The following is a 26,158-nucleotide window of genomic DNA, read 5'->3' as shown; positions in this document are numbered from 1 at the left end:
TCTTCCTCGAAGCTGTTACGGGGTGGGCGTGCCGGCGTCGAGCAGCCCTTCGTCGCGCAGGTCCGCCCACAGCCCCGGCGGCGGAGGCGCGGCGAAGGCGTCGACGTTCGCCCGAAGCTCAGCCTCGGTGCGGGCGCCGATCAACGCGCCGGTCACCGCCGGATGCCCGAACGGGAACCACAGCGCGGCAGCAGGCAGCGTCGTGCCGTGCCGCGCGCACACCGCGGCGATCCGCCGGGCGCGGCCGACGACGTCCACCGGCGCGGTCCGGTAGTCGTAGGTGGCGTCGTCCGGCACGTCCTGCCGTGCCAGCAGACCGGAGTTGAACAACCCCGCCGCGAGCACGTCCACGCCGCGCGAAGCGCACAACGGCAGCAACTCTGCCAGTGCCGGCTGTTCCAGCAACGTGTAGCGGCCGGCGAGCAGAATCACGTCCACGGAGGACTCACGTGCGAACCGGGCGAGCATCTGCCACTGGTTCATCCCGGCTCCGATGGCGCCGACGACACCCTGCTCGCGCAGCTCGGCCAGCGCGGGCAGCGCCTCACCGAAAGCCTGCTCCCAGTGGTCGTCCGGATCGTGCAGGTACACCACGTCCACCCGGTCGAGCCCGAGCCGCTCCAGCGACGACTCCAGGCTGCGCCGCACGCCGTCCGCGCTGAAGTCCCACTCCCGGCGCCACCGCGCCGGCACCGCGAAGCCGTCGTCGTCGAGCCGTCCCTCGCCCGACGGATCGGGCACGAGCAACCGGCCGACCTTGGTGGACAACACGAACTCGTCGCGCGGCCGGTCCTTCAGCGCCGCGCCGAGCCGCCTCTCCGCGAGGCCCAGCCCGTAGTGCGGTGCCGTGTCGAAGATCCGGACGCCGGACTCCCACGCCGCGTCGAGCACGGCGCGGGCCTCGCGGTCGGTCACCTCGGCGTACAGGTTGCCCAGCGGCGACGTACCGAGCCCCAGCCGGTGCAGGGCGTCAGCCACGGGGACGCAACCGCAGAGCGTCCATGCCGCCGTCGACGGCGAGCACGGTTCCGGTGGTGGAACCCGACAACGGGCTGGCGAGGTACGCGATCGCCGTCGCGATCTCATCGGCACTGACCAACCGGCCGTGCGGCTGCCTGGCCTCCAGCGCCGCGCGCTCGGCCGCCGGATCCGGAGCCGAGTCGAGCAACCGCTGCACCCAGGGAGTGTCCGCGGTGCCGGGTGCGACCGCGTTCACCCGGATGCCCTCGCGGACGTGGTCGGCGGCGAGAGCACGGGTCAGCGCGTGCACCGCGCCTTTGCTCGCCGAGTAGACGGCCCGCTGCGGCAGACCGGCGGTCCCGGCGATCGAGCCGGTGTTCACGATGGCGGCGGCGGAGGAGTTCCGCAGGTGCGGCAGGGCAGCCCTGGCCACCCTGGCCATCCCGACCACGTTGACGTCGAGCACCCTGAGCCACTCGTCGTCGGTCGCGGCGCTCACGTCACCCTGCGCGCCGATGCCCGCGTTGTTCACCACCACGTCGAGGCCGCCGAAGTGTTCGACCACCGCCTCGACGGCGGCTCGGACGCTCTGGTCGTCCGTGACGTCCGCGCGCACGAAGAACATGCCGTCCGGCAGGTCGTTCGCCACCAGATCGAGCACGGCGACCCGCGCACCGCGGCCGGACAGCAGCTCGGCCGTGCTCCGGCCGATGCCCGAGCCGCCGCCGGTGACCAGAGCCACCAGCCCGTCGAAGTCACTCATGACCAATCGCTCCGTTCATCGGTCTCCTGCACAGGTGAGGGCATGCCGCGCAGGCGGAACCCCTGTCCCGCCGGGTGATCCGCGGCAGAGCTAACGATCGAGGCGCCCCGGCTCTCCCGCGTCGCTGCGCCGCACGAGCCAAGCCTCGGTGATGTGGGTGAACATGGCCTCGGCGGCACCGGCCGGGTCGTGCGCCGCGATCCGCTCGCAGATGCGGCGATGCCCCGCGTTGGAGGCCGCGCACAGGTCGCGATCGGTTCTGCCCATGTAGCGGGCGGTGTTGAAGACCTGGCTCTCCAGCGCCCGCACGACTCCTCTGGCGATCCGGTTGCCGGAAGCCCGCATGATCGTGTCGTGGAACGCGTGGTCGTGCTCGCGGTACGCGACGGGGTCGTCCAGCACCTGGTCCATGAGCGCGACGAGATCACGCAGGGCCTCCACGGTCACGGGGTCGGCGGCGCGAGCGGCGACCTGGGCCATGTCCGACTCCAGCAACCGGCGGGTGACCACCAGGTCGTCCAGCACACCCAGCGTCTCGTCCTCGGCGACGACCGCCCCCAGCACGAGCTGGTCGAGCACGTTCCACGTCGACGGCGGGGTCACGATCGTGCCCGCGCCCTGACGCACCTGGACCAAACCCTTTTCCTGCAGGACTTTCATCGCCTCGCGGACGACCGTCCTGCTGACCGAGAAGGACTCGCACAACGCGGGCTCCGGCGGCAGCGACGTCCCCGGCGCGTGATCACCACGCACGATGCGGCCCACGAGGTCCGTGGTGACCGCCTCGGTCAGGTTCATCGGCCGGCGCGCCCAGTTCGGGGCGGTCGGCGCGGTCCTGATCGGCCGCCGGCCTGATGCCGTCATCTGTCCTCCGGTGGTGGGCAGCGCCAGGCGCTGAGAGCCTGCCGGGAAGTGTACCCAAAATGAGGCGTTGACGTAATACGTCATACGACTTACGTTCAGCGCACCTCGTCGGGCCTTTTGCCGCCCGGCCACCGTTCTCGGGAAGTGAGCAGCGATGAAGCAGCGCACACCATGGACTGCCACCCTTGTGGCAGCGCTGGCGTTGACCGCCGCCGGTTGCGGCAGCGCCTCTGGACCGGGTAACTCCTCCGGCGGTTCGAGCGACAAGCTCGTGGTCTGGGACTGGAAGTCGGGCGACGCGAAGGCGGCCGGCTACGTCCAGAAGGCCAAGGCCGACTTCGCGAAGAAGCACCCCGGCGTGAACGTCGAGTTCGTGGCGCAGCCGTTCGACCAGTACTACACCCTGCTCGGTGCGGCCATCCAGTCCGGCAAGGGCCCTGATGTCATCCTCTTCAACGGCGGCGGGCAGATCCGCGACCGCGCCGACGCACTCGCCCCGCTGGACTCCTATGTGGCCGACGACAAGCAGCGGCTGGCCGGTTGGGACGCGTTCACCAAGGACGGCAAGATCTTCGCCGAGCCGGTGACCCTGCAGGGACACCCGATCTACTACAACAAGGACCTCTACCAGAAGGCCGGCCTCAACCCCGACGCTCCCGCGAGGACCTGGGACGACTTCGTCAAGAACTGCGGTGCCGTCACGCAGAAGACCGGTGCCAGGTGCTTCTCGCTGGGCAACAAGGAAGGCATCGGCATCCAGTTCTGGTTGTCGGCCCTGGGATCGGCGGTGCTGACGCCGCAGGAGTACGACGACTGGATCGCGGGCAAGCGCAACTGGTCCTCCCCGGACGTCAAGAAGATCTTCGAGCTCTGGAAGCAGGCAGGTGACTCCGGTCTGAACACCGACGGCGCCAACTCCACCGCGATGTTCAACGACGCGTTCGCCGCGTTCAACTCCGGCAAGGCGGCCAACATCATCGGCCTGATGTCCGACGTCGGGCACTGGAAGGACTTCGCCGAGTTCCTCACGCCGGAGAAGGTCGGCGTCATGCAGGCGCCCCTGGTCAACCCCGCGGCGAAGCCGAGCCTGGCCTACGACGGCGGCATCGGCTACGCGGTCGCCAAGTGGACCAAGGACCCGAAGGTCGCCTCGGACCTCGTGCGCTCACTGACCTCGACCGACGCGCTCAAGGCGTTCTACCTCGACGGCGGCGCGATCGCGTCCGACACCACGATCGACACCGCCGAGGGCGGCCCGGCCGTCAAGACGATCGTGTCCGCGGTCAAGACCGGGAAGCCCGCGCTGCACGTCGCCCTGTCGTCCAAGACGATCGACCTCATGGGACGTCTCTCGCAGCAGCTGCTCAGCGGTTCGATCACGGTGGACGAGGTGCTGCAGCAGCTCGCCGCCTCGGACACGACCGGCTGATCGACGTGACCGTACACTCTCTGTCCTCTGTGGACCCGGCCACGGCCGGGTCCACCGGGGAGACCGCCGCGCCACGGCCGGTCGCCCCACCGGCACGGCGCGACCGCCGGGGTACACGGGCCGAGCGCCTGGCGCCCCTGGTGCTGCTGGCGCCGGCCGTCCTGATCATCGTCGGGCTGCGGCTGTGGCCCCTGGTGCTCGGCATCAACTTCTCCTTCACCGGTGACGGCGACCGCGACGGCATGATGGTCGGGTTCGACAACTACCTCACCCTGCTCGGCGATCCGCTCTTCCGCACCGCGTTGCGCAACGTCGGCCTGCTCGTGCTGCTGCTGCCGGTGGCGGTGGCGATTCCCGGTCTGCTCGCGACCTTCATCTTCCTGAAGGTGCCGGGACACCGGGTCTACCGCGGTGTCTACTTCTTCCCAGCCGTGCTCTCCCCCGTGATCGTCGGCGCGATCTTCAACCTGCTGCTGGCCTTCGACGGTCCGCTCAACGCACTGCTCGGCGGCCTCGGCATCGGGCCGGTGGACTGGCTCGGCGACCCTGACGTGGCGATCTTCGCGGTCGTCGGCGTCCACGTCTGGGCGACGTTCGGCATGGCTCTGGTCGTCTTCCTGGCCGGGTTCGCCACGCTGGACTCCTCGCTGCTGGACGCGGCCAAAGTGGACGGTGCGTCGCTGCCGCAGACCATCTGGCACGTCATCGTTCCGAGCCTCTCGCGCACGATCCAGTTCGTCTTCGTGACGACGATGATCGGCATGCTGACGTCGATGTTCGGCCTGGTGTACGTGATGACCAGCGGTGGGCCGGAGGGGTCGACCTACCTGCCCGAGTACTACGTCTGGATCCAGCAGGGACAGATGAACCAGCCCGCGCTCGCCTCCGCGGCGTCCACAGCGCTTTTCCTGATCATGCTCGTGGTGGGACTGGCCCAGATCGGCATCCTGCGACGCGCCGGCAAGGAGGACTGATGTCGGGCACCCGGCTGACCAGGTGGGTCGTCGCGATCCCGATGGCCGCGCTCGCGCTGGCCACGATCTATCCCCTGGTGTTCACCACCAACGTCGCCATGAAGACCCGTCGCGAGTACGTCCTCGACCGGTTCTCCCTGGCCGACTCGCTGAGCTGGGACAACATCGTCAAGGCGTGGACGAGCGTCGGGATGTCCCGGTACTTCCTGAACTCGGTGATCGTCGTGGCGTGCTCGGTGGCGCTGCTGCTGTTGCTCGGCTCGATGGCGGGTTTCGCGCTCGCCCGGCTGCGCTTCCGCGGCTCCTCCACGCTGTTCCTGGCGATCCTCGCCGCGTTGTTCATCCCGTTCCAGGTGATCATGGTGCCGCTGGCGCGGATCATGGCCGACACCGGCCTGGTCGACACCTACCCCGGCCTGATCCTCGCGTACGTGGCGCAGTTCCTGCCGTTCACGATCTTCCTGCTGACCAGCTACTACTCGACAGTGCCACCGGAGATCATCGACGCCGCGCGCATCGACGGGAACACGGTCTACGGCGTCTACTGGCGGATCATGCTCCCGATCGGCGCGCCGGCACTGCTGTCCGTCGGCGTGCTCAACGCCCTGTTCTGCTGGAACGACGTGCTCATCTCGTTGCTGATGATGCCGTCCGCCGAACACCGCACGCTCATGGTCGGCGTCACGTCGTTGCGCGGTCAGTACTCCGACGACATCCCGACGTTCGCCTCAGGTGTGCTGATCGCCGCGATACCGGTCCTGATCGTCTACCTGTTCCTGCAACGCCAGATCGCCGACGGTGTCACCGCCGGGTCCACGAAGGGCTGACATGCGCATCACTCGCTACCGGACTCTCACCACGGTCCAGGACTGGGGCCGGCCGGTCGGTGACGCCAACGGCGTCTACGCCGACGGCCTCGTCCGGGTCCCGATCGTCGTCGTCGAGACCGACGAAGGCATCACCGGTGTCGGGCTCGGGCCCCACGTGGAGATCGAGACCGTCTTCGCCGCCATCGAGGGCGAGGACCCGCGTTCCGTCACCGCGCTGTACGACCGGATGCTGCGCCGGACGTTCAAGGCGGGCCACGCCGGTGCGGTCTTCGGCACGATCGGCGCTCTCGACACGGCGTTGTGGGACATCAAGGCCCAGGCGGCGGGAGAACCCCTGTGGCGGCTGCTCGGCGGGCGCGACCGCCGCGTGCCCGCCTACGCCTCGGGCCTGGACATCGCGCTGAACGACGAAGAGCTCATCGCGGCGTACCAGACCTACGCCTCACACGGGCTGCGCGCGGCGAAGATCAAGGGCGGTCTCGACATCGACCGCGACCGGCACCGCCTCACCCTCATCCGCGACCTGCTGATCGACGCCGGCCTCGGCGCGCGGCCGAGCCTGATGCTGGACGTCAACGAGGCCTGGACGCGCAAGCAGGCGGTCCGCCACGTCGGCGAGCTGGAACGGACCCTCGACCTGACGTGGATCGAGGAGCCGGTGCGGCGCTGGGACGTGGCAGGGCACAAGACGGTCGGCCGCGGTGTCCGCGCCTCGGTCGCCACCGGCGAGAACCTCACCGGCCTCGAACAGCACCGCCCGCTCATCACCGCCGGTGCCGTGGACATCGTCCAGACGGCCGCCGTCTGGGGCATCACCCACTTCCTGCGGGTCGCCACCCTCGCGCACGCCCACGACCTGCCCGTCAGCCCCATCGGCACGACACCGGTCGGCCTGCTGCACGCCGCCACGTCGATCCCCAACCACCTCGTGAGCGAACTGCAGGACCTCCAGCCACCCGTCGGCGTCTCCGTCGACCTGCACGTCGAGGACGGGGCCTACGTACTCGGCGACAGTCCGGGCCTCGGCGTGGGCATCGACGAGGACGCGATCGCCGCCGCGAGCCACCTCGTTCCCCACCCGACCTCCGGCGGCTCCCACATCCGGCCGGAACGTGCCGGCCATCGCCTGCACCCGGCCGGGGTGGACGGCGAGGTCGAAAGCACCGTGCTCAACGCCTAGCGGGGAAAGGAACAAGAACATGAACCGCCCACAGCGCTACGGCATGGTGATCCGGCTGCGCCCGGAACGGCGCGAGGAGTACCTGCGGCTGCACTCGGCCGTCTGGCCCGCTGTCGAAAAGACGATGCTGGACGCCAACATGCGCAACTTCACCATCTTCCTGCACGGCGACCTGCTGTTCGGCTACTACGAGTACATCGGTGACGACCACGACGCCGACCAGATGCGCATCGCTGCCGACCCGGAGACGCAGCGCTGGTGGACGCTCACCGATCCCTGCCAGGAGTCGCTGGCCGAGCGCGGCTCCGGCAGTTGGTGGGCGCCGATGCAGGAGGTCTGGCACCTCGAAGATCCCGCCTGAGCGCGGCGAGGGTGCGGCCCCGGAGAAACCCGGGTGCCGCACCCTTTCCCGTGACCAGATCAGGTCTGCCACAGCGGTCTCTTTCAGTCGTGGGCGAACGTCCGGCCCGTGTCCGGTCAGGCTCGCTAGGCTTGATCGACTCGCCTCAACCACCTCGCCAGGGGGAACAGTGCAACGTTTCGCGGCCAGTCCTGCCCTGGCGCGGCTGGAATGGATTCTCGACGGCCTGGACGGGAAACCCGGCTGGGGAGCTGACGCGTCCGACGTGTTCGCGGCTGCGTTCACCGCCGTCGTCACGCCCGAGAGGTACGTCGAGGTCACCCGCGGTCGAGCTGCCGGCTACGCGCCGGTCGTCGTGGTCGGTCTCGACGTCGGCGAGACCACCGCGCGGGCGCGGATGCGCCGTCACGACGGCACCGTTGATGTCGTTTCCTGCGTCGTCGAGGCCGCACCGCCGCATCGAATCACCTCCACGTGGGTTGCCGGACTGGTGCCGACCGATCTGACACCGAGATTGCCGGCCGATTTCACGGACTACGACCTGCCTTCCGTCGCCACGGATGCTCGACTGGTGGTGTTCTCCGGGTTGCCCGGCAGCGGAAAGAGCACGCTGGCCGACGCGGCGGGAGCCGAGCTGGGGATCCCGGTCTTCGCCACGGACTGGTTGCTCGGCGCGCTGACCCCGTTCGGCGGTCGCTACTTCGAGGATCCACTGGCCATCGCCCAGGAGATGCTGACCACGCTCGCTCTCCGGCAACTCCTCGCCGGACAGTCCGTCATCCTCGATCATCCCACCGAACAGGTCGCGACCAGGGACCGCTGGCGTAGCCTGGCGCGCCGGGCCGGTGCGGAGTTCCGCGTGGTCGTGTGCCAGTGCTCCGACCCGGAAGTCCACCGTGCCAGGCTCGAAGGCCGCAGCCGTGGCATCCCCGGCTGGCACGACTCGGGCGACTGGCACGACGTGCAGCAGCGACTGGCAAGTTTTCCCTCCTGGAACGGAGAGGCGCTCACACTGGATACCGTTCAACCACGTGAGCGGTCCCTTGCCGCGGTCATACGGCACATCATCGCCTGACGGCGCAACGTGTTTGCCTGTCGTGCCATCCTCGAAGTGCCCCGCGCCGCAGCAGACCCGGCGCCGGCAGCATCCCGGCGCAGTCCGGGAAGTGTCTCGAGGCGAGCGGTCAGGGCACGGGCAATGGCACGAAGCTGCAGCTGCGGGACTGCTGGGGCGGCGTGAACCAGCAGCGGAACCTGATTGGGTGACGACCGCTCGGGGCCAGGCGGTGCGCCTGGCACCGAGGTGCGCGGGACACGTCTCAGCCGGCGCTGTCGTGGTCGGCCAGCACCTCGTCGATCACGCGCTGGTTGACGGCAGCCCGTTCGCGGTCGCCGTCCCCGCACCCGGCAAGGGTCAGCATGGCTTTCCACAGCGCCCACCCCCTGGCGCGGGCCCAGGTGCCTTCGTCCTGGCCGACCGCGTCCCGGAAAGCTCGCCGGCTGTCGCCGGAGAACATCGTCCAGGCGATCACCAGGTCACAGGCCGGGTCGCCGACACCACAGGTGCCGAAGTCGATGACGGCTGTCAGCTTTCCGTCCGCCACCAGGAGGTTGCCGCTGGCGACGTCGCCGTGGAACCACACCGGCTCACCGCTGTGCTCCGCGGCCAGGGCGGCCTCCCAGACCGCGGCGGCCCGAGTGGTGTCGACGCGGCCGTCGAGCTCGGCCAGGCAACGGCGGGTCTCTTCGTCGTAGTGGGCCGGCGACGCTCCCCGGTAGAAGCTGTGCGCCCCCGCGAGCGGGCCACCAGCGGTGTCGCAGCGTTGAAGGGCGCGGAGGAACTCGGCCACCGAGATCGCGAACTGGGACAGGTCGTCGACGTGGTCCGGATCGGCCGTCCGTCCTGGCACCCACCCGCGCACGGACCAGGGGAACGGATATCCCTCGCCGGGGACACCCGTGGCCAGCACGGCGGGCACGGTGACCGGCAGTGCCGGCGCCAGTCTGGGCAGCCAGTGGTTTTCCTTTGCGACAGCGGGTACGTAGCCGGCCGCGGTGGGCAATCGCACCGTCATGTCGTCGCCGAGGCGGTAGGTCCGGTTGTCCCACCCGTCGACCTCGACCGGGATCACCGCCAGGTCGCTCCACCTCGGGAACTGGGCGGCGATCAGACGTTTGACGAGAGCGGCGTCGATGCCGGCGCGGCCGTCCGCGGGAGCTGATGCCATGCGGTGATCATCCAGTCCGGTCGTCGCGTGCGGCAACGAGTTTTCGGGTCACCGCCACTCGGTGACGGTGACGCCGTCACCGACCGCGATGCCGCCGGAGGTGAGCACGGCCGCCTTCATGCCGAAGCTGACGCCGTCGGGTTCGCGGCGATAGCCGGCCAAAGTGCGCAACGGCTCGGGACCGGCACGCACGCCTGCCGACTGGTCGACGAGGGTGACCGCGCAGCGGATGGCCAGCTCGCCGAAGCCGATCTCGGCGCCACCGACCGTCATCCGGCTCACCCTGTCCTCGGTGTGCGGTTCGGGCCAGCCGCTGATCACGACGTTGGGCCGGAACCGGTCCATCGGAACCGGATCCGCACCGCGCTCCGCGATCCGCGCGTTCAAGTCGTCCAATGAGGACAGTGAGAGGACCAGCAGCGCCGTCGGGTCGGACGCACTCCGGGCCCGGCTCGCCCTGTCCGGCTCGCGCACCAGCCGGGCCGGCCTGCCGAGCACTCCTGACACCCACTCGGCCGCCTCGGCGCCCTGGTCGATCCCGGATCCCGGCCACTTCTCGACGTCCACCGGCAGGGACTCTCCGTCCGCCGCCACGTCCAGCACCAGCTCGCCGGCGCCGGGTGCGCTCAACTCCAGCTTCGCGTTGTCGTGCAGCAGCCGGCCACGGATCGTGACGAGCCGCGGCGACTCGCCCTGCCAGACCATCGCACCGTCCGGCCCGACCACCGCGAACAGCCGGTCGTGCGGCAACCCTGTCGGGGTGACCTCCGCCCGTTCCACTGCGACACCGGCACATCCCTTGATCGGATACGAGGTCAGCGCGTGAACGAAGGATCAGCCGGCGCGGCATGACGTCCGTGACCACCACGGCATCGGTCGCGCCGTCGCCGCTCGGCCCGCACGCCCGGCAGGTCACCCTGGTCGCCGGGCAACGCACCGACGTCACCGTGTCGCTGCAGAACGGCTGGTGCCGGCTCGTCGACCGCAACAGCGGCAAGGTACTCGACGTCAACGGCGCGGGGACCGGCGACGGCGCCGGGGTGATCCAGTGGACCTGGTCGGGCAGTGCCAACCAGCAGTGGCAGCTGCTCCCCAACGCCGACGGCTCGTTCCGCCTCGCCGCCCGGCACAGCGGCAAGGTGCTGGGCAGCCGCAGCGCCGCCCAGGGCGACCTGCTCGGCCAGTGGACGGACACCGGCACCGACGACCAGCGGTGGAAGCTCGTCGACGCGGGCGGCGGTCACGTCAACCTCGTGAACGTGCGCACCGGCCTGTACGCGGACGTGGACGGCAGCTCCAAGGCCGACGGCGCCCGCGTGATCGCGTGGCCGGCCAACGGTGTGGCCAACCAGCAGTGGCAGGTCGTCTGGGTGTGACCAGGAGCGGCCGATGCAGCCGAACCGGTTCGACTCTCTGGAGCCTTGCCGTGAAGGCCAGACTGCGCGTACTTTCACTTCTCGATCGAACCGGTTCGAGTCTCCGTCTCCCCTGACCAGTTTCGGAGTCCTCATGGTTCAACGACGAACCAGCACTGCCGTCCTGGCCGTACTGGCATCTGTCTTCGCGTTCGCGGCACCGGCCCACGCCGCGAACGAGTCCATCAGCGTCAACTTCTCCGTCACGAACGGCACACCCACCTACCGCGCCTCCGGCTGGATCTACGGCATGACGGAGAACGGCACGGGGCCCGCCGACCACTTCTTCCGCGACGTCAAGTTCCGGTACATGCGTGCCGGCGGCGCCCAGCTCGACAGTCCCGGCGGCTGGGTGTCCGGCAAGTACGACCGCCGCTGGAACTCGACGCGCGCCCAGCTGTTGCGCACCCGCGCGCTGGGCGGCGAGTTCGTCCTGCTCCCCCACGACCTGTGGGGTGCCGACGGGTATCCGATCTCGCGCTTCCCCGGCGACAACGGCAACTGGACCGACTACGACAACTTCCTCACCCGCCTGATCAACGACGTGCGGGCGACCGGCGTGCCCGTGCAGTGGGACCTCTGGAACGAACCCAACATCACGCTGTTCTGGAACCGCCCGCAGTCCCAGTACTTCGAGCTGTGGCGGCGCACCTACCAACGCGTGCGTGCGGCCTTCCCCACACAGCTGATCGTCGGGCCGAGCCTCGCGGGCGTGCCGTCGACCGGCGGGTGGTGGCCGCAGTACCTGGACTTCATCCGTGCCAACAACGTCGTGCCGGACTTCATCAGCTGGCACTCGCTGCCCGGCGACCCGGTGACGAACGTGGCGGTGGCGAACCAGACGCTCGACGCGCGCGGCATCCCGCACCCGCGGCCGTACCAGATCAACGAGTACGGCGCCGGCAACGAGCAGAACCCCGGCGACGGCTCGTGGTACATCGCACGGCTGGAGCGAGCCGGCGCCGACGGCCTCCGGGCCAACTGGGCGAGCGCCGGGAACCTGCACAACGATCTCGGCAACCTGCTCGTCCGCAACTCCGCGGGACAGCACCAGCCCAAGGGCGAGTGGTGGGTCTACCGGTTCTACGCCTCGCAGACCGGCCAGATCGTGGCCACGACAGCGAGCCAGTCGTACGACTCGTTCGCCACCAAGGCGAACGGCGTGGCGAAGGTCCTCGTCGGCGGCGGCAGCACGACCGGCAACGTCGCGGTCGCCCTGCAACGCCTGGACACCACGACCGGCATCGTGCAGAACAACCAGGTGCGAGTGCTCGTCCAGCGCATCCCGCACAACAACGGTGGTGCCGTCCAGGGCCCCGTCACCGTCCAGAACACGGTGGTGTCGTTGAGCGGCAACGCAACGACGGTCAACGTGCCGCACAACAACGTCGACGAGACGTTCACGATCACGTTGCTGCCGCCCTCGGAGAGCGGTTTCCAGACCGTCGCCGCCGCTCAGCACTCCCAGCAGTGCCTGGACAACACGAACCTCAGCGGTGCCGACGGCAACCTGCAGCAGCAGTTCTACTGCGAGGGCGGCGACCAGCAGCTGTGGAACTTCACCCCGGTGGCCGGCGTGGCCGACACCTACACCGTGGTGAACCAGCAGTCGGGCAAGTGTCTCGACGTCAGCGGCTCATCGACCGCCGACGTCGCCACGGTCGTGCAGAACACCTGCGCGCCCGGTTCGGCCAGCCAGCAGTACACGCTGCGGAAGGTCACGTACGGCGGCAACGATCCTCACGACTACCAGCTCGTCGCACGTCACAGCGGCAAGTGCGTCGACGTCAACGGGGTCTCCTCGGCCGCCGGCGCCCGGATCATCCAGTGGACCTGCAAGCCTTCCGGCCAGTCAGGTGATCTCAACCAGACCTGGAGGCTCTGGGGCCGCTAGCACGAGACGATCGGAGGCTTGACAAAACCCCAACGGCCCTCCAGGTGAACCATCGAGTCGCTTCCGCCCGTACGCCTCGGCAGAGACTCGATCAAACCGGAGGTCACCGTTGGGCAGGCACTGGAAGAGCCGTGGGATCAAGGGTGCGGCAGCCGCCGTCGGTGTGCTGGTCGTGGCCGCCACGGCGGTCACGATCACCAACACCCAGGCGGCACCCGACGACGAGGAGGCGCCGCTGGCGATCACGAACACCCTGCGGGAGAAGGCGGCGATTCCCGGTACCGCCTGGGCGGTGGACCCCGGCACGAACAAGGTGCTCGTGACCGCCGACAGCACGGTGACGGGTGACCGCTGGAACATCCTGGTCTCCACTGTGGACTCGTTCGGCTCGAGGGCGAAGCTCACCAGGACATCAGGTACGTTCCGGCCGTTCGCCGAGGGCGGTGACGCGATCTTCGCCGGGCGCAGCCGCTGCTCGCTCGGCTTCAACGTCACGACCGCGGACGGGCAACCCGGGTTCCTCACCGCCGGGCACTGCGTGCAGGCCGCGCAACGGATGTCGCTGACGCCCGGTGGCAGGCCCGTCGCGACCGTCCAGGAGTCGACGTTCCCCGGCCAGGGCGACTTCGCGCTGCTCACCTACGACAACGCGAACACCAACGCGCCGAGCGAGGTCGACACCGGCCAGCGGCGCAAGGTCCGGATCGTGCGCGCGGCGGACGCACGGGTCGGCACGCAGGTGCAGCGGATGGGCAGCACGACGGGGCTGCGCTCTGGCCGGGTCACCGCGCTCAACGCCACGGTGAACTATCCGGAGGGCACCGTCACCGGGCTCATCCAGACGACCGTGTGCGCGGAGGGCGGGGACAGCGGTGGTCCGCTGTTCTCGGCCAACGGCAACGCGATCGGCCTCACGTCCGGCGGCAGCGGTGACTGCCGCAACGGTGGCGTGACGTTCTTCCAGCCCGTGCGAGCCGCGCTCGCCGCTGTCGGCGCGCGCATCGGCGGTGGACAGTCCAACTAGGACATGAGCCCGGCTCCGGCAGTTGGGGTGCGCGAAGTTGAGAAGATCGGAGGATAAGTCAGTCTCATGTCTTGACCGCACGTGCTGAGACCGCTCTTATGTGTTATTCAGGCTCTCTTCTTCGAAGAAGGCTCCCGGGTAGCCCGCCGCCAGTGACCACGCACTTCGTGGATCGACGTCCCGGGATGAGTCGGATACCTGCTGGAAGCTTCGCCCGTGATGCCACGGCTGACCGGGCGCCACAACGCAGTGGAGCGGCTCATGACAGCGAAGGCTCAAGGCAGTGCGACGCGACGGTTGCCGGCGGCGGTGGGCATGTGCGTGGCGGTGGTGCTGGCCGTGGTGCCGGTGACGGCGGTGACGTCACCGGCACCGGCGGCAGCAGCCACCACGGGCCCGTGCGACATCTACGCTTCCGGCGGCACACCCTGCGTCGCCGCGCACAGCACGGTGCGGGCGCTCTACGGCTCGTACAACGGAAACCTTTACCAAGTCAGGCGTTCGTCGGACAACACGACCAGGAACATCGGCGTGCTGACCGCCGGCGGCAACGCGAACTCGGCTCCGCAGGACGCGTTCTGCGCCGGCACCACCTGTGTGATCACGGTGGTCTACGACCAGTCCGGGCGCGGGAACGACCTGTGGTACCAGGGATCGAGCGTCGTTCCCGGCTCGAACCAGAGCAGGCCGGCGATCGCGACCTCCGAGTCGCTCACCGTAGGAGGCGACAAGGCCTACTCGCTCTACATCAACCCCGGCAACAGCTACTGGCGTGACGGGCACCTGACCGGCGTCCCCACGGGCAGCGCGCCGGAAGGCATGTACATGGTCACCAGCGGCACGCACGTCAACAGCGGCTGCTGCTTCGACTACGGCAACAGCGAGACGACCAGGAGCGCGGACGCAGCCGGCGCGATGGACGCCATCAACTTCAGCACGCAGTGCTGGTTCGGCGGCTGCGCCGGCACGGGCCCCTGGGTCCAGGCCGACCTGGAGTGGGGGCTCTACTCCGGCGGCAGCCAGCAGTGGAACCCCAACCAGCGGGCGTTCCCCAACAAGTTCGTGACGGCGATGCTGAAGAACAACGGCACGACGCGGTTCGCGCTCAAGGGTGGCAACGCGCAGTCCGGCTCGATGACGACGTTGTGGGACGGCTCGCTGCCGCCCGGCTACAGCCCCATGAAGAAACAGGGCGCGATCATCCTCGGCAGCGGCGGCGACTGCTGCAAGCCGGGCGGCGGCGCCAACCTCAGCGCGGGCACCTTCTACGAAGGCGCGATGGTGTCGGGCTACCCGTCCGACGCGACCGAGAACGCCGTGCAGGCCAACATCATCGCGGCCGGCTACAGCACGGGCGGCAGCGGTACGACAGGGGCGGTCCGCGGGCTGGCCTCCGGCAGGTGCCTGGACGTCAACGCCGGAAGCACCACAGCGGGCACCCCGCTGCAGATCTGGGACTGCCACAGCGGAACCAACCAGACCTGGACGCGCACCGCGTCCGGTCAGCTGACCGTCTACAGTGGAGACGACACCAGGTGTGCGGCGGCCCAGAACAACCAGACGAGCCCCGGCACCGCCGTGGTGATCGCCCCGTGCGACGGCGGAGCGGGTCAGCGCTGGCAGTTCAACGCCAACGGCACCATCACCGGCACGCAGTCGGGGATCTGCCTGGACGTCAACGGCGCCGCCACCGCCAACGGCACCAAGATCATCCTGTGGACGTGCCACGGCGGCAGCAACCAGCAGTGGTCGTTCGGATGACGTAGTCGCCTTTACCGCGCATGGACCGGTGCCATTGGTCCGAGCGGCGTGTCCGGGTAGCGGCTGAACGGCGCTTGTCCACGCCGTTCAGCTCACCCTACGGTCATGTGGGAGCGCTCCCAGAAATCCCGTCGACGAGGACGGAGACCTCACGACATGAGATCGCAACCCCCACGCCTGCTCGCCGCCTCCCTGGTGGCGGCACTTGCCGCGACCACGTTCGCGGCATCGGGCACAGCCTTGGCGGCGGAGTACGAGCGTGTGCTCAACGGCAAGTTCGACAGCGGCTCCGCCGACCCCTGGTGGAGCAGCGCCGGTGTGACCAACCGGGTGACCGGCGGTGAACTGTGCGCGGCGGTCACCGGCGGCACGACCAACCCCTGGGACGCATTGGTCGGACAGAACGGCGTCCCGTTCGAAAGCGGTCAGTCATACACCCTGTCGTTCGACGCGCACGCCACCACGGCACAGACCGTCGCCGCGGCGGCCGGTGAGAGCGTGAGCCCGTACCGGGGCATCGCCCGGCAGGAGTTCGCCGTCACCCCCTCCAAGCAGCACTTCACCTTCACCTTCACGTCCACCCTGGACTTCCCGGACGCCGGAAACGGCCAGGTCGCCTTCCAGCTGGGCGGCCAGCCGGCGGACAACACGATCTGCGTGGACAACGTCTCGCTGATCGGCGGCGTGAAGCCGCCAGGCGGCGTCAACCCCAACCCCACCAAGAAGGTTCAGGTCGACCTCGTCGGGTACGTGCCTGGCCTGCCCAAGCGCGCCACCCTCGTCTCGACCGCCACCACGCCCCAGACCTGGACCCTGAAGAACTCCGCGGGCGCCACCGTGGCCACCGGGAGGAGCACGCCGAAGGGCGCGGACGCGACGTCCGGCGACCCGGTGCACCTGATCGACTTCTCGTCGTACGACACGCCGGGCACCGGCTACACGCTGTCCGTCGGCGCCGACAGCAGCTTCCCGTTCGACATCTCCGCCGACGCGATCAAGCGGCTGCGCTACGACTCGCTCGCGTTCTTCTACCACCAGCGCAGCGGTACCCCGATCGAAGCGCAGTACGTGGGTGACCAGTACGCGCGGCCGGCAGGCCACGTCAACGTCGCGCCCAACCAGGGCGACAACAACGTGCCGTGCCGGGCGGATCTCGCCTGCGGCTACACGCTCGACGTGCGCGGTGGCTGGTACGACGCGGGCGACCACGGCAAGTACGTGGTCAACGGCGGCATCGCGACGTGGCAGCTGCTCAACGCCTACGAGCGAGCATCCCGGATCGGTGACGCGGCGGCGTACCGCGACGGCTCGCTGGCCATCCCGGAGAAGTCCAACGGCGTGCCGGACCTCCTCGACGAGGCCCGGTGGGAGGTCGACTTCCTGCTGAAGATGCAGGCACCGGACGGCATGGCGCACCACAAGATGCACGACGCCGCCTGGACCGCGCTGCCGACCCGCCCCGAGCTCGACGACCAGCCGCGCAGGCTGTCCGCCACCAGCACGGCGGCGACGCTGAACCTGGCCGCGGTGGCCGCGCAGGCCGCGCGTCTCTGGCGCGGCATCGACGCGGCGTACTCCGCGAAGCTGCTCGCGGCGGCACGCAAGGCGTACACGGCGGCGAAGGCGAACCCCGCCAAGCTCGCCGACCCGGCCGACAACGTCGGCGGCGGTGCGTACGACGACAAGACCGTGAGCGACGAGTTCTACTGGGCCGCCGCGGAGTTGTACGCGACCACCGGCGACGCCGCGTACCGGACCGACGTGACCACCTCGTCGCACTACAAGGCGGCCAGCCTGACCAGGGCCGGCTTCTTCTGGGGCGGCACGGCGCCACTGGGCGACATCACCCTCGCCCTGGCACCCACCGGCCTGCCCGCGGCGGACGTCACGGCGATCAAGTCCGCGTTCGCGACCGTGGCGGACCAGCACCTCACCGCGATGGGGCAGATGGGCTACGCGACGCCGTACGACAACAGCGTCGACGGGTACGTCTGGGGCTCGAACTCTTCGGTGCTGAACAACGCCACGGTGCTCGCGCTGGCACACGACTTCACCGGTGCCGCGAAGTACCGGGACGGCGTGTTCGAGGCGCTGCACTACCTCCTCGGCCGCAACCCGCTGAGCACCTCGTACGTGGCGGGCTACGGCGACCAGGCCGTGCAGAACATCCACCACCGGTTCTGGGCCCGGCAGAACGACCCGACGCTGCCGATCGCGCCGCCCGGTTCGTTGTCCGGAGGCCCGAACAGCGCGCTGCAGGACCCGGTGGTCCAGCGGTTGCTGGTCGGCTGCCCGCAGCAGAAGTGCTGGGTGGACGACATCGGCGCCTACTCGGTGAACGAGGTGGCGATCAACTGGAACTCCGCGCTCGCCTGGGTCAGCGGCTGGGCGGCCGAGAAGTCCGGTGCACCGGTCACGAAGCCCGACTGCGAGGTCGGCTACAGCGCCAGCAAGTGGGACAACGGCCTGTCGGCGCACGTGAAGCTCACCAACACCGGCACGACCCCGTGGACGGAGTGGAAGCTCGGGTTCGCGTTCCCCGGCACGCAGCGGATCACCACGGGATGGTCGGCGAACTGGAGCCAGACCGGCCGTGACGTGACCGCGACCAACATGTCGTGGAACGGCCGCGTCGAACCTGGCAAGTCCGTCTACATCGGATTCAACGCCTCCGGCAGCGGATCCGATCCGACGGCCTTCACGGTGAACGGAAAGGCGTGCAAGAGCGGCTGATCGGGCTCGCTCCCGGTCAAGCCTGAACCGCTGCCGCACAGGTCGTCGCGCCCGACCTGTGCGGCAGCGCTGTCCGGGAGGCGGGAGGAGACCACTGTGGACGACGACCACGGCAGGATCTCCACCCGGCGCATCGCGGACGCGTTCGCCGAGCTCCTCCCCGAACACCGTGAGGTGATCATGCGGGCCTACCGCGGCGCGTCCGTCACCGAGCTCGCCGGTGCGCTGAGCGTGTCCGAGGACATCGTGAAGTCCCGTCTGCACCACGGTTTGCGGGCATTCCGCAGTGCACTGCAGAAGAACGGCGTCACCGTGCAGTGAACGACCTGCGCAGCGCACGGGGCGACTCCCCCAGCTCGCGGCGGCACACCTTGTTGAACGCCTGCAGGTCGGGGATGCCGACGGCCGCCGCTACGGCGGTGACCGACAGCGTCGAGGCCGTGAGCAGGTGGCGGGCCCGTTCCACCCGGCGCCGCCGGATGTAGGCCACGACCGTGCTTCCCGTGCGGGCGCGGAACAAGCGCGTCAGGTGGTTGTGCGACACACCCGCCACCCTCGCGACGGCCGCGACCGTCAGCGGCGTGGCCAGGTGCGCCTCGATGTGCGCCGCAGCCACCGCGACCGGATCGGCGACCTCGCGGCCGGCCGGGCCCGCGTCGGTGAGCTGCCACAGGACCGTCCACAGGTGAGCGGCGGCCCGCGCCGGTGCCGCCACGAGAGCGCCCCGCATCAGCCCGGCGAGCATCGGCCTGTTCCGACCTGCGTCCTGCATCACCGGCGCGGCACGGCGTTGGGTGGTGCCGTCGAGGCGCAGGTGGGCGTAGAGGTGTTCGGACCTGCCGCGGTACCGGTAGCGCACCGCGGTGCCGGGGGGATCAGGCTCGCGCGGCCGGGCGCGATGCGGTGCACCACGTCACCCACCTCGACCGCGCCTTCGTAGCCGTAGAGGTGCAGCTGCCACAGATCGGGCAGAAGGAAGACGTCCTCCAGCGTCGTGACGCCGTGCACTCCCACACCGATGTCCGCCACCACCGGAGGCTCGCTCAGCGGGAGCACGACCTCATGCACGGTGAAAAACTACCAGTACTGGGTCATTTCAACCCACGCCGAGCAAGGACGGTGTACTTACGTTCGTGGCATGCGAACCACCACTCCCCCGCTGCTCACCTCGGTGCAGCTGGCCCGTTTCGTCTCACACGGCTATCTGCGCATGGACGCCGTCGTGCCGGAGGAGATGAACCAGGAGGCACTGGAACTGCTCCCGCACGGGATGCCCGACGTCCCGTACGGCACCCAGATCGCCGACGCCTACCCCGAGGGCTCCTTCCCCCGGCGCCTCCTGGAACTGCCCGCCGTCGCCGGTGCCCTGCAGGCGCTCGTCGGCCCCAGCCCGACCGTGGACCACCACGCGGTGCACGTGCGCGAACCCCACGAGGGCCATGCCCAGGCGTTGCACGGCGACGCGATCATCGACGTGCGGCCGGACGCGTTCGACGTCCAGCTGATGTACTACCCGCAGCGGGTCAGCCCGGACATGGGCGGCACGCTCGTCGTGCCGGGCAGCCACCTGCGCCGCACCAACGAGAGCGACACCGGCCGTTACCAGAACCTGCGCGGCCAGACCCGCCTGGTCTGCCCGGCGGGCACCGTTCTGCTGCTGCACCACGGGAACTGGCACGGCGGCCGCCGCAACGACAGCGACCTCCGCCGGTACATGTTCAAGATCCGTTTCAACCCGACCGTGCCCCAGGTGCGCCTGTGGGACACCACCGACATGGCCGATCCCGAGGTCGCCGCCGAGCTCGGGCGGTACTTCCCGTGGTACGAGACCGCGACCGCCCGGCTGGAGATCTACAACCGCGTGCTGCTGTGGCGCGCGCTGACCGGTGATCCGTCGTTCGACGTCGAGCACTGGGTCACCCGCGTCACCAACCGTCCGGGGCAGAGGAGCCACGCATGACCCTCCGGCAGCAGGTTCTGGTTCTGTACCTGGCCAACTCCGCCCTCGACTCCCACGTGGTGGGCTGGTCCCGCTACGACGGCACGGGCGCTTCCCAGCCCACCACGGGTGACTCCGACGAGCCTCCCTACCCGGACGGGGTCGCGGCGCTGCGGGACGGCTGGCGTCTCATCCAGGCGTCCCAGCTGCTCCCGCCCCAGCCGGGGGTCGAGTACGGCACCTCGTTCCTCAAGCACGAGTTCTCCTTCGAGAAGCTTTCCCAGGACTCGGGCACACCGGAGTGATGACCGACAGGTGGAAGTCGCTGCCCGAACGACCGGAACCCGAGGACTGGGTCGAGGAGAAGGACACCGGCCCGCCGCTGCCCGGTGCTCTCGACGAGGCCGAAGCCGGCCGGGAGCTGAGGGAGGCGCGCAACGTCCTCGAACGCGGCGGGTTCTGAGAACAGGCCAACGGTGGGGCGCCCCGAGGACGCCCCACCGGTCCGCTAAGGCTTGGAGATCTCGAACCGCGACACCGTCACCGCGCCGCCCAGCGCCCGCGTGGCGTGGTTGAAGATGCCGAACCGGTAGCCCATGAAGAACTGCCACTCGTTCTTCAACGTGAAGCCGGTGCCGAGCGAGGTGAAGTTCACCCCGTCCGTGCTGTAGGAGAACCGGGCCTGCCTGCCGCTGCCGGGACGGATGTCGGCGTTGGCACGCAACCAGATCCGGGTGCCGGTGAAGTTCGCGCTGGCGATCTCCGTGCCGGTGCCGGTGGTGTTCCAGTTGCCGTCCATGGTCAGGCCGTTGACCATCACCACGCGATTTCGGCCGTTGTCGCGTTTTATCCCGATCCAGGCCGAGGAGTCGCGCAACATCGCGAGGCCGCTGCGGTCACCGTCGCGCATCGAGGTCAGGTCGAGCGTGACGGTGGCCGTGGAGCTCGGGCCCTCGATTCGGTGCGTGAGGGTGTTGCGGGCGTTGTACAGGTCGTTGGTGACGGTCGCCGTGGACAGCCGCAAACCGTTGTTGACGCTGTACTTCGTGGTGTCGGGGTTGTGGTTCCACTCCCACTGCGGCCCGAGTTTCGTCCCTTCGAAGGTGTCCACGCCGATCATGGGTTTCACCTGGCGTGGTGGCGTCGGCAGGTTCGGCATCGGGTAGTTCACGCCCCAGCGGCCGTTGACGGTCGTGAGGCGCGGCCAGCCGTCGGCGGTCCAGGTGATCGGCGCGAGCACCGGGACGCGGCCGCCGGGATAGGCGTCGACGAAGGCCATGTAGTACCAGTCGCCGTTCTGCGTCTGCACCATCCCGCCCTGGTGCGGCACTCCGCCGCCCTGGATCGGGCCCGGCAGGTCCAGCAGCACCTGCTGCACGGTGTAGGGGCCGAACGGGTTGGACGCCTTGAGCACGTACTGGCCGTTCGCGGGCCGGGTCAGCCAGATGTAGTAGCTGCCGTTGCGCTTGTAGAACCGGGCGCCTTCCAGGGTGCCGATGTTCTGCGGTGTCTGGAACACCTGCTGGGACCGGACCTCGGACTTCCCGTCCGCCGAGAGCTGCGCGACGCTGATCGTGGTGTTGCCGTAGGCGACGTACATCGTGTCGTTGTCGTCGATCAGCATGCCGGCGTCGTAGTAGCACTTGGGGATGGTGGACAGCTTGGACCACTGCCCGTCCACCGCGGCGGCGGTGTAGATGTGGGTCTGGGCGAAGTCGATGCACCCGCCCCAGTAGAACGTCTTGTTGCTCTTGCGGTGGTTCAGGAACGACGCCCAGATGCCCCGGACGTAGCCGCGGCCGCCGTTGAGGTCGTACTTGGCGCCGAAGTCCAGGCGTGGCACGGAGTGTCCCGCGAACTCCCAGTTCACCAGGTCGTAGGAACGCAGGATCGGCGCGCCTGGCGAGTAGTGCATGGTCGACGCCGAGTAGTAGTACGCGTCGTCCACGCGGATGATGTCGATGTCCGCGAAGTCCTGCCACAGCACCGGGTTCGTGAACGACGCGGGCCGGGGTGTGGTCGTCGTCGTGGTAGTTGTGGTCGTCGTGGTGCTGGTGGGCGTCCCGGTGCCGTTGCAGGCGGTGCCGTTCAGGCGGAACGACGAAGGATCGGGGTTGGCCGAGGTGAACGAGCCGTTGAAGCCGAACTCGACCTTGCCACCGGTGGGCACGGAGGCGTTGTAGGAGACGTTGCGCGCGCTGACCTGGTCACCGCTCTGCGTGATCTCGGCGTTCCAGTGCTGGCCCACCTTCTGGTCGCCGGCGTACGTCCACTCGAGCGTCCAGCCCGTGATCGCGTCGCCGGTGTTGGTGATGGACACCGACGCGCCGAAGCCGCCCTGCCACTCGGAGGTCTTGGTGTAGGTCACCGAACAGCCGGGAGCCGCCTGTGCCGCAGTGCTCGCGGCTAGCCCCGCGGCCACGAGGGTGAGCGCGGCCATCGCCGCCGCCAGCGGTGCCCGCCTCATGATCGTGCCCACTTCTGGTTGGCCTGGCCGTTGCAGGTCCACAGCACGATCCGCGAGCCGTTGGCGGTGCCGGACCGTTCGACGTCCAGGCACAGGCCGCCGTTGGCGTTGCGGACCGATCCGTCGGCCTGGACCGTCCAGCGCTGGTTCGCCTGACCGTTGCACTGCCAGCTGATGACACGGGTGCCGTTGGTGGTGCCCTGGTTGTAGGCGTCGAGGCACTTGTCGCCGAACACGCGGATCTCACCGTTGGGCCAGGTGGTCCACTGCTGGCTCGCAGCCGTGTGGCAGTCCCAGATCACGGTGTTGGCACCGGCGGCGGTCGAGGCGTTCTCGAGATCGAGACAACGGTTGGACGACGTGCTGCGCAGCCGGGCGGTGGTGGCCGCTATCGGGCTGCCGCCGCTCACCCGGTACGCGGCCACGCCGTGTGCCGGGACGGAGGCGGAGATCGCGCCAGAAGTGGTGGACGTGCCACCGGTCCACAGGTCGGTGAGCGTGAAGCTGGTGCCCGACAGGCCGATCTGGGCGGCTGTGGTGGACACGGTCGCGGTGCCGTTGCCGCGGTTGAACAACCCGACGGCGACCGAGCCGTCCGAGAGCGGCTTGGCGAACACCTCGGTGGCGCCGTCGTCCCGCACGCGGCGGCCTCCGGCACCGAGCTTGTCCTGGTTCACGGCGATCAGGCGCTGGTTGCGCAGGATCGCGCTCACGTCACCGGACATGGTGCGGATGTCGTTGCCCGCCATGAGCGGCGCGGCCATCAGCGCCCACAACGCGAAGTGCGAGCGGGACTCGGTGAGGGTGAGCCCCGGGCGTCCGACGACGAGCATGTCCGGGTCGTTCCAGTGGCCGGGGCCGGACTGGACGGCGAGCGGGGCGGTGATGTCGACGACGTTGCCCACGCCCATCGGATAGCTGTTGACGTTGCCGTTCTGCCAGATGTCCAGCAGGTCCTCAGTGGTACGCCACAGGTCGGCGACCTCGCCCCAGTTGTACTTGTCGCCGGTGGGCGCGTGGAAGCTGTTGGAGTTGATGCTGTAGACGATCGGGCGGCCGGTGGCGCGAAGGGCGTCACGCATGATCGTGAACCGGGCGACCTGCTCGTCACGGGTTCCGCTGCCCGAGCACCAGTCGTACTTCAGGTAGTCCACTCCCCACGACGCGAACGACCGCGCGTCCTGGACCTCGTGGCCCTTGCTGCCGGTCGAGCCGGGGTGCGTGCCGACGCCCTGCGCGCACGTCTTCTCGTTCGGTGCCTGGTAGATGCCGAACTTCAGCCCGCGCGCGTGGATGTAGTCGCCCAGCGCCTTCATCCCGCTCGGGAACTTCGTGGGATGCGCCCGCAGGTTGCCGGCGGAGTCGCGCTGCGGGTCGAACCAGCAGTCGTCCACGACCACGTACTGGTAGCCGGCGTCGCGCATGCCCGAGGACACCATCGCGTCCGCGGCCTGGCGGACCTGCGCCTCGGTGATGCCACAGCCGAAGCTGTTCCAGCTGTTCCAGCCCATCGGCGGGGTCACGGCCGGGCTGCCTGGAGCGGCGTGCGCGACGGGCTGTGCGGTGATGGTCGCGGCCGCCACCAGCACGGCGGCGACGAGGTGCGGCAGTCTCCTTGACCGGGTGGGCATCGGTGCCCCTCTCTGGTGCTGTGACCGCCGGCGTTCTCCCCGCGTTTCGACGGTCGGACGGGTGCATCGTGGCGCCGGCCCCCGCCCGTCGCAGCGGGCAGGTTGGGGCTGGTGTCGCGAGGTGATCTGCTGAGCGCCGGGCGACGCGGTGAAGACCGGCGGGCACCGCACTCAGCGAGGGGTGACGCCGCCGGTGCGGGTGTTCCGGCGGCGTCGGTCTGGGGTGTCAGCAGGTCGAGTTGGTCTGGGTCAGCAGGCCGAGCTTCCAGGGCAGGCGGTTGTAGTCACCACCCGCGTTCGGATCCATCCCCTGGTAGAGGAAGCGGAGCTTGCAGGGGCTGATCTCCATCGTCTGGTCGATGCCGGTGCGGATCATCTCGCCGTGGCTGATGTCGCGCGTCCACTGTCCATTCGGGAACGTGGTGTTGTTGTGCCTGGCGAACGGGTTCGACTCCTCGGCGGCCAACGGGGTCCACGGACCGGTGATCGCCGGAGCGGTCCAGGTGCGGAACCAGCGCCTGCCGTCCGATCCGATCGCCTCGTGCACCAGCAGGTACTGGTTCTTGCCGGCGATCTTGTAGACGTTGGAGGCCTCGAACAACCGGTTGCGGTTCGAGTCCTGCATCGCGATGACGGTGTTGGTGAACCCGTTGGGGAACTGCGCCATCGTCGTCTCGGACCGGTAGAGGTGGCCGTTGTCGTCGGACGAGAACAGGTAGCACTTGGCGTTGTCGCAGACGACCCAGAAGTCGACCCAGTAGCCGTTGCCGATGTTGTCGCGGATGATCTGCGGCATGCCGTTGGCGTAGAAGTTCTTCGGTGCCGACCACGACGACGGGTTGGAGATGTCCGTGGTCGTCGAGTACGACGCGTTGTCTCCCGTTTGGTACACCAGGTACCACAGGCGTTGTGGCGCGAAGTAGAACACGTGCGGCGCGGCCTTGTAGCCACCACCGACAGCTGTGCGGTCCAGATAGTGGTGCTGCGCCGAGGCGGCCTGCGACCAGTCGCTGAAGCTCGTGTAGATCAGGTTGTAGCCGGTGGTGTAGACCGAGGCGAACACGTGGTACTTGCCGTTGTGGTACACGACGCTCGGGTCCTTGACCGAGTGGACGGTCGGGTGCGCGCCGTCCGGCTTCGGGCTCATCAGCACGCCGCTGGAGGACCACCGGAAACTCGACGGCAGGTTGCCGACGGGCGGATTGCCCGTGGTGGTCGTCGTCGTGGTGGTCGTCGTCGTCGTGGGGCCGACGTCTCCGGTGCACAGGGTGCCGTTGAGCGTGAACGCCGTGGGGTTCGGGTTGTTCGTGCCGGTGGCGGAACCGTTGAACCCGAACTCGACCTTGCCGCCGGTCGGGATCGACGCGTTGTAGGAGAGGTTGCGCGCGGTCACGTCGGCCCCTGACTGGGTCGCGTCGGCGTTCCACGCCTGCTTCACCTGCTGGCCGGCGGCGAAGCTCCAGGTCAGCGTCCAGCCGTTGATCGCGTCACCGAGGTTGGTGATGCTGACGTTCGCGGTGAACCCACCGTCCCATTGCGACGGTGCCGAGTAGGTCACCGAACAGCCGGGTGCGGCCGCGGCGGGAGGAACCGTCGCCGCCGCCATCGCGGACACCGCGAGGAGCGGTACCGCGGCCATGACCGCCAGCCGGGCCCGCGTGGAGTTGAGCAGTCGTGCGAAGAACATGATCACCCTTCGTCGTCG

Annotated in this window: 25 protein-coding genes; 15 read left to right on the top strand and 10 right to left on the bottom strand. The window is 69.2% G+C overall.

Annotated features, from left to right (window positions below):
* Positions 1 to 15: 15 nt before the first annotated feature.
* From ABFX45_RS27595 to ABFX45_RS27585, 3 genes are all read right to left on the bottom strand, one after another.
* Positions 16 to 978 carry an aldo/keto reductase gene (locus ABFX45_RS27595; RefSeq protein WP_346132927.1) on the bottom strand — a complete coding sequence of 321 codons (963 nt, stop codon included), beginning with the start codon at positions 976 to 978 and terminating at the stop codon, positions 16 to 18.
* Positions 971 to 1,723: an SDR family NAD(P)-dependent oxidoreductase gene (locus ABFX45_RS27590; protein ID WP_109638227.1), complete on the bottom strand. Its 753-nt coding sequence runs from the start codon at positions 1,721 to 1,723 to the stop codon at positions 971 to 973. Before ABFX45_RS27590 ends, ABFX45_RS27595 begins: the two co-directional genes overlap by 8 nt.
* Positions 1,724 to 1,813: 90 nt before the next feature.
* Complete coding sequence (locus tag ABFX45_RS27585; RefSeq protein ID WP_109638226.1) at positions 1,814 to 2,587, bottom strand: FadR/GntR family transcriptional regulator; 774 nt, start codon at positions 2,585 to 2,587, stop codon at positions 1,814 to 1,816.
* A 154-nt stretch (positions 2,588 to 2,741) separates the two neighbouring features.
* On the opposite strand from ABFX45_RS27585, the gene ABFX45_RS27580 reads away from it, so the two are divergent.
* The 6 genes from ABFX45_RS27580 to ABFX45_RS27555 all read left to right on the top strand — a co-directional run bounded on the left by ABFX45_RS27580 (position 2,742) and on the right by ABFX45_RS27555 (position 8,436).
* Positions 2,742 to 4,016 carry an ABC transporter substrate-binding protein gene (locus ABFX45_RS27580; RefSeq protein ID WP_346132924.1) on the top strand — a complete coding sequence of 425 codons (1,275 nt, stop codon included), beginning with the start codon at positions 2,742 to 2,744 and terminating at the stop codon, positions 4,014 to 4,016.
* A gap of 5 nt (positions 4,017 to 4,021) precedes the next feature.
* Positions 4,022 to 4,990 carry a carbohydrate ABC transporter permease gene (locus tag ABFX45_RS27575; RefSeq protein ID WP_346132922.1) on the top strand — a complete coding sequence of 323 codons (969 nt, stop codon included), beginning with the start codon at positions 4,022 to 4,024 and terminating at the stop codon, positions 4,988 to 4,990.
* Positions 4,990 to 5,817: a carbohydrate ABC transporter permease gene (locus tag ABFX45_RS27570; protein ID WP_346132920.1), complete on the top strand. Its 828-nt coding sequence runs from the start codon at positions 4,990 to 4,992 to the stop codon at positions 5,815 to 5,817. Before ABFX45_RS27575 ends, ABFX45_RS27570 begins: the two co-directional genes overlap by 1 nt.
* A 1-nt stretch (position 5,818) precedes the next feature.
* Positions 5,819 to 7,000 (top strand): mandelate racemase/muconate lactonizing enzyme family protein, encoded by a 1,182-nt coding sequence (locus ABFX45_RS27565; RefSeq protein WP_109638222.1) that lies wholly within the window; start codon positions 5,819 to 5,821, stop codon positions 6,998 to 7,000.
* Between the two features lie 19 nt (positions 7,001 to 7,019).
* Positions 7,020 to 7,361: an L-rhamnose mutarotase gene (locus ABFX45_RS27560; protein WP_109638221.1), complete on the top strand. Its 342-nt coding sequence runs from the start codon at positions 7,020 to 7,022 to the stop codon at positions 7,359 to 7,361.
* A gap of 169 nt (positions 7,362 to 7,530) precedes the next feature.
* Positions 7,531 to 8,436, top strand: coding sequence for an AAA family ATPase (locus ABFX45_RS27555; RefSeq protein WP_346132917.1), 906 nt, complete (start codon positions 7,531 to 7,533; stop codon positions 8,434 to 8,436).
* 244 nt (positions 8,437 to 8,680) lie between these two features.
* On the opposite strand, the gene ABFX45_RS27550 is transcribed toward ABFX45_RS27555, so the two are convergent.
* Together ABFX45_RS27550 and ABFX45_RS27545 are read right to left on the bottom strand one after the other, a co-directional pair.
* Entirely contained in the window at positions 8,681 to 9,589 is a 909-nt protein-coding gene (locus ABFX45_RS27550) for an aminoglycoside phosphotransferase family protein (RefSeq protein WP_346132914.1), read from the bottom strand.
* A gap of 48 nt (positions 9,590 to 9,637) precedes the next feature.
* A complete protein-coding gene (locus ABFX45_RS27545) occupies positions 9,638 to 10,408 on the bottom strand; it encodes an MOSC domain-containing protein (RefSeq protein ID WP_346133001.1) in 771 nt (256 codons plus the stop codon).
* Positions 10,409 to 10,437: 29 nt separating this feature from the next.
* Here ABFX45_RS27545 and ABFX45_RS27540 point away from each other — a divergent pair, with 29 nt between their 5' ends.
* The 6 genes from ABFX45_RS27540 to ABFX45_RS27515 all read left to right on the top strand — a co-directional run bounded on the left by ABFX45_RS27540 (position 10,438) and on the right by ABFX45_RS27515 (position 18,737).
* Positions 10,438 to 10,965 (top strand): RICIN domain-containing protein, encoded by a 528-nt coding sequence (locus tag ABFX45_RS27540; protein WP_346132912.1) that lies wholly within the window; start codon positions 10,438 to 10,440, stop codon positions 10,963 to 10,965.
* A 133-nt stretch (positions 10,966 to 11,098) separates the two neighbouring features.
* On the top strand, positions 11,099 to 12,898 hold the full coding sequence (locus tag ABFX45_RS27535; RefSeq protein WP_346132910.1) for an RICIN domain-containing protein: 1,800 nt from the start codon (positions 11,099 to 11,101) through the stop codon (positions 12,896 to 12,898).
* A 109-nt stretch (positions 12,899 to 13,007) separates the two neighbouring features.
* A complete protein-coding gene (locus ABFX45_RS27530; RefSeq protein WP_346132908.1) occupies positions 13,008 to 13,922 on the top strand; it encodes a S1 family peptidase in 915 nt (304 codons plus the stop codon).
* Positions 13,923 to 14,183: 261 nt separating this feature from the next.
* Entirely contained in the window at positions 14,184 to 15,683 is a 1,500-nt protein-coding gene (locus ABFX45_RS27525) for an arabinofuranosidase catalytic domain-containing protein (RefSeq protein WP_346132905.1), read from the top strand.
* A 156-nt stretch (positions 15,684 to 15,839) separates the two neighbouring features.
* Entirely contained in the window at positions 15,840 to 18,416 is a 2,577-nt protein-coding gene (locus ABFX45_RS27520) for a glycoside hydrolase family 9 protein (protein ID WP_346132903.1), read from the top strand.
* Between the two features lie 96 nt (positions 18,417 to 18,512).
* Complete coding sequence (locus tag ABFX45_RS27515; RefSeq protein WP_346132901.1) at positions 18,513 to 18,737, top strand: sigma factor-like helix-turn-helix DNA-binding protein; 225 nt, start codon at positions 18,513 to 18,515, stop codon at positions 18,735 to 18,737.
* Here the strand turns inward: ABFX45_RS27515 and ABFX45_RS27510 are convergent.
* Positions 18,724 to 19,188, bottom strand: a complete 465-nt coding sequence (locus ABFX45_RS27510) for a helix-turn-helix domain-containing protein (protein WP_346132898.1) — start codon at positions 19,186 to 19,188, stop codon at positions 18,724 to 18,726. The two genes, ABFX45_RS27515 and ABFX45_RS27510, sit on opposite strands and share 14 nt — an antisense overlap.
* Entirely contained in the window at positions 19,188 to 19,484 is a 297-nt protein-coding gene (locus ABFX45_RS27505) for a hypothetical protein (RefSeq protein ID WP_346132896.1), read from the bottom strand. Before ABFX45_RS27505 ends, ABFX45_RS27510 begins: the two co-directional genes overlap by 1 nt.
* A 70-nt stretch (positions 19,485 to 19,554) precedes the next feature.
* Here ABFX45_RS27505 and ABFX45_RS27500 point away from each other — a divergent pair, with 70 nt between their 5' ends.
* Genes ABFX45_RS27500 through ABFX45_RS27490 form a run of 3 tightly spaced genes read left to right on the top strand, consistent with a single transcriptional unit; the run spans position 19,555 to position 20,818 of the window.
* Positions 19,555 to 20,376, top strand: coding sequence for a phytanoyl-CoA dioxygenase family protein (locus ABFX45_RS27500; RefSeq protein ID WP_346132894.1), 822 nt, complete (start codon positions 19,555 to 19,557; stop codon positions 20,374 to 20,376).
* Positions 20,373 to 20,660, top strand: coding sequence for a hypothetical protein (locus ABFX45_RS27495; protein WP_346132892.1), 288 nt, complete (start codon positions 20,373 to 20,375; stop codon positions 20,658 to 20,660). Before ABFX45_RS27500 ends, ABFX45_RS27495 begins: the two co-directional genes overlap by 4 nt.
* A complete protein-coding gene (locus ABFX45_RS27490) occupies positions 20,660 to 20,818 on the top strand; it encodes a hypothetical protein (protein WP_346132890.1) in 159 nt (52 codons plus the stop codon). Before ABFX45_RS27495 ends, ABFX45_RS27490 begins: the two co-directional genes overlap by 1 nt.
* A 45-nt stretch (positions 20,819 to 20,863) precedes the next feature.
* Here the strand turns inward: ABFX45_RS27490 and ABFX45_RS27485 are convergent, their stop codons facing one another.
* From ABFX45_RS27485 to ABFX45_RS27475, 3 genes are all read right to left on the bottom strand, one after another.
* A complete protein-coding gene (locus ABFX45_RS27485; RefSeq protein WP_346132887.1) occupies positions 20,864 to 22,822 on the bottom strand; it encodes a family 43 glycosylhydrolase in 1,959 nt (652 codons plus the stop codon).
* Positions 22,819 to 24,453: a glycoside hydrolase family 27 protein gene (locus tag ABFX45_RS27480; protein WP_109638203.1), complete on the bottom strand. Its 1,635-nt coding sequence runs from the start codon at positions 24,451 to 24,453 to the stop codon at positions 22,819 to 22,821. The genes ABFX45_RS27485 and ABFX45_RS27480 overlap by 4 nt, the downstream gene beginning before the upstream one ends.
* Before the next feature lie 226 nt (positions 24,454 to 24,679).
* Positions 24,680 to 26,140, bottom strand: coding sequence for a glycoside hydrolase family 62 protein (locus ABFX45_RS27475; RefSeq protein ID WP_346132884.1), 1,461 nt, complete (start codon positions 26,138 to 26,140; stop codon positions 24,680 to 24,682).
* Between the last annotated feature and the right edge of the window lie 18 nt (positions 26,141 to 26,158).

The organism is Lentzea roselyniae, assembly GCF_039537795.1.
GTDB classification, from domain to species: domain Bacteria; phylum Actinomycetota; class Actinomycetes; order Mycobacteriales; family Pseudonocardiaceae; genus Lentzea; species Lentzea atacamensis.
This window is presented reverse-complemented; position numbering and strand designations above follow the sequence as displayed.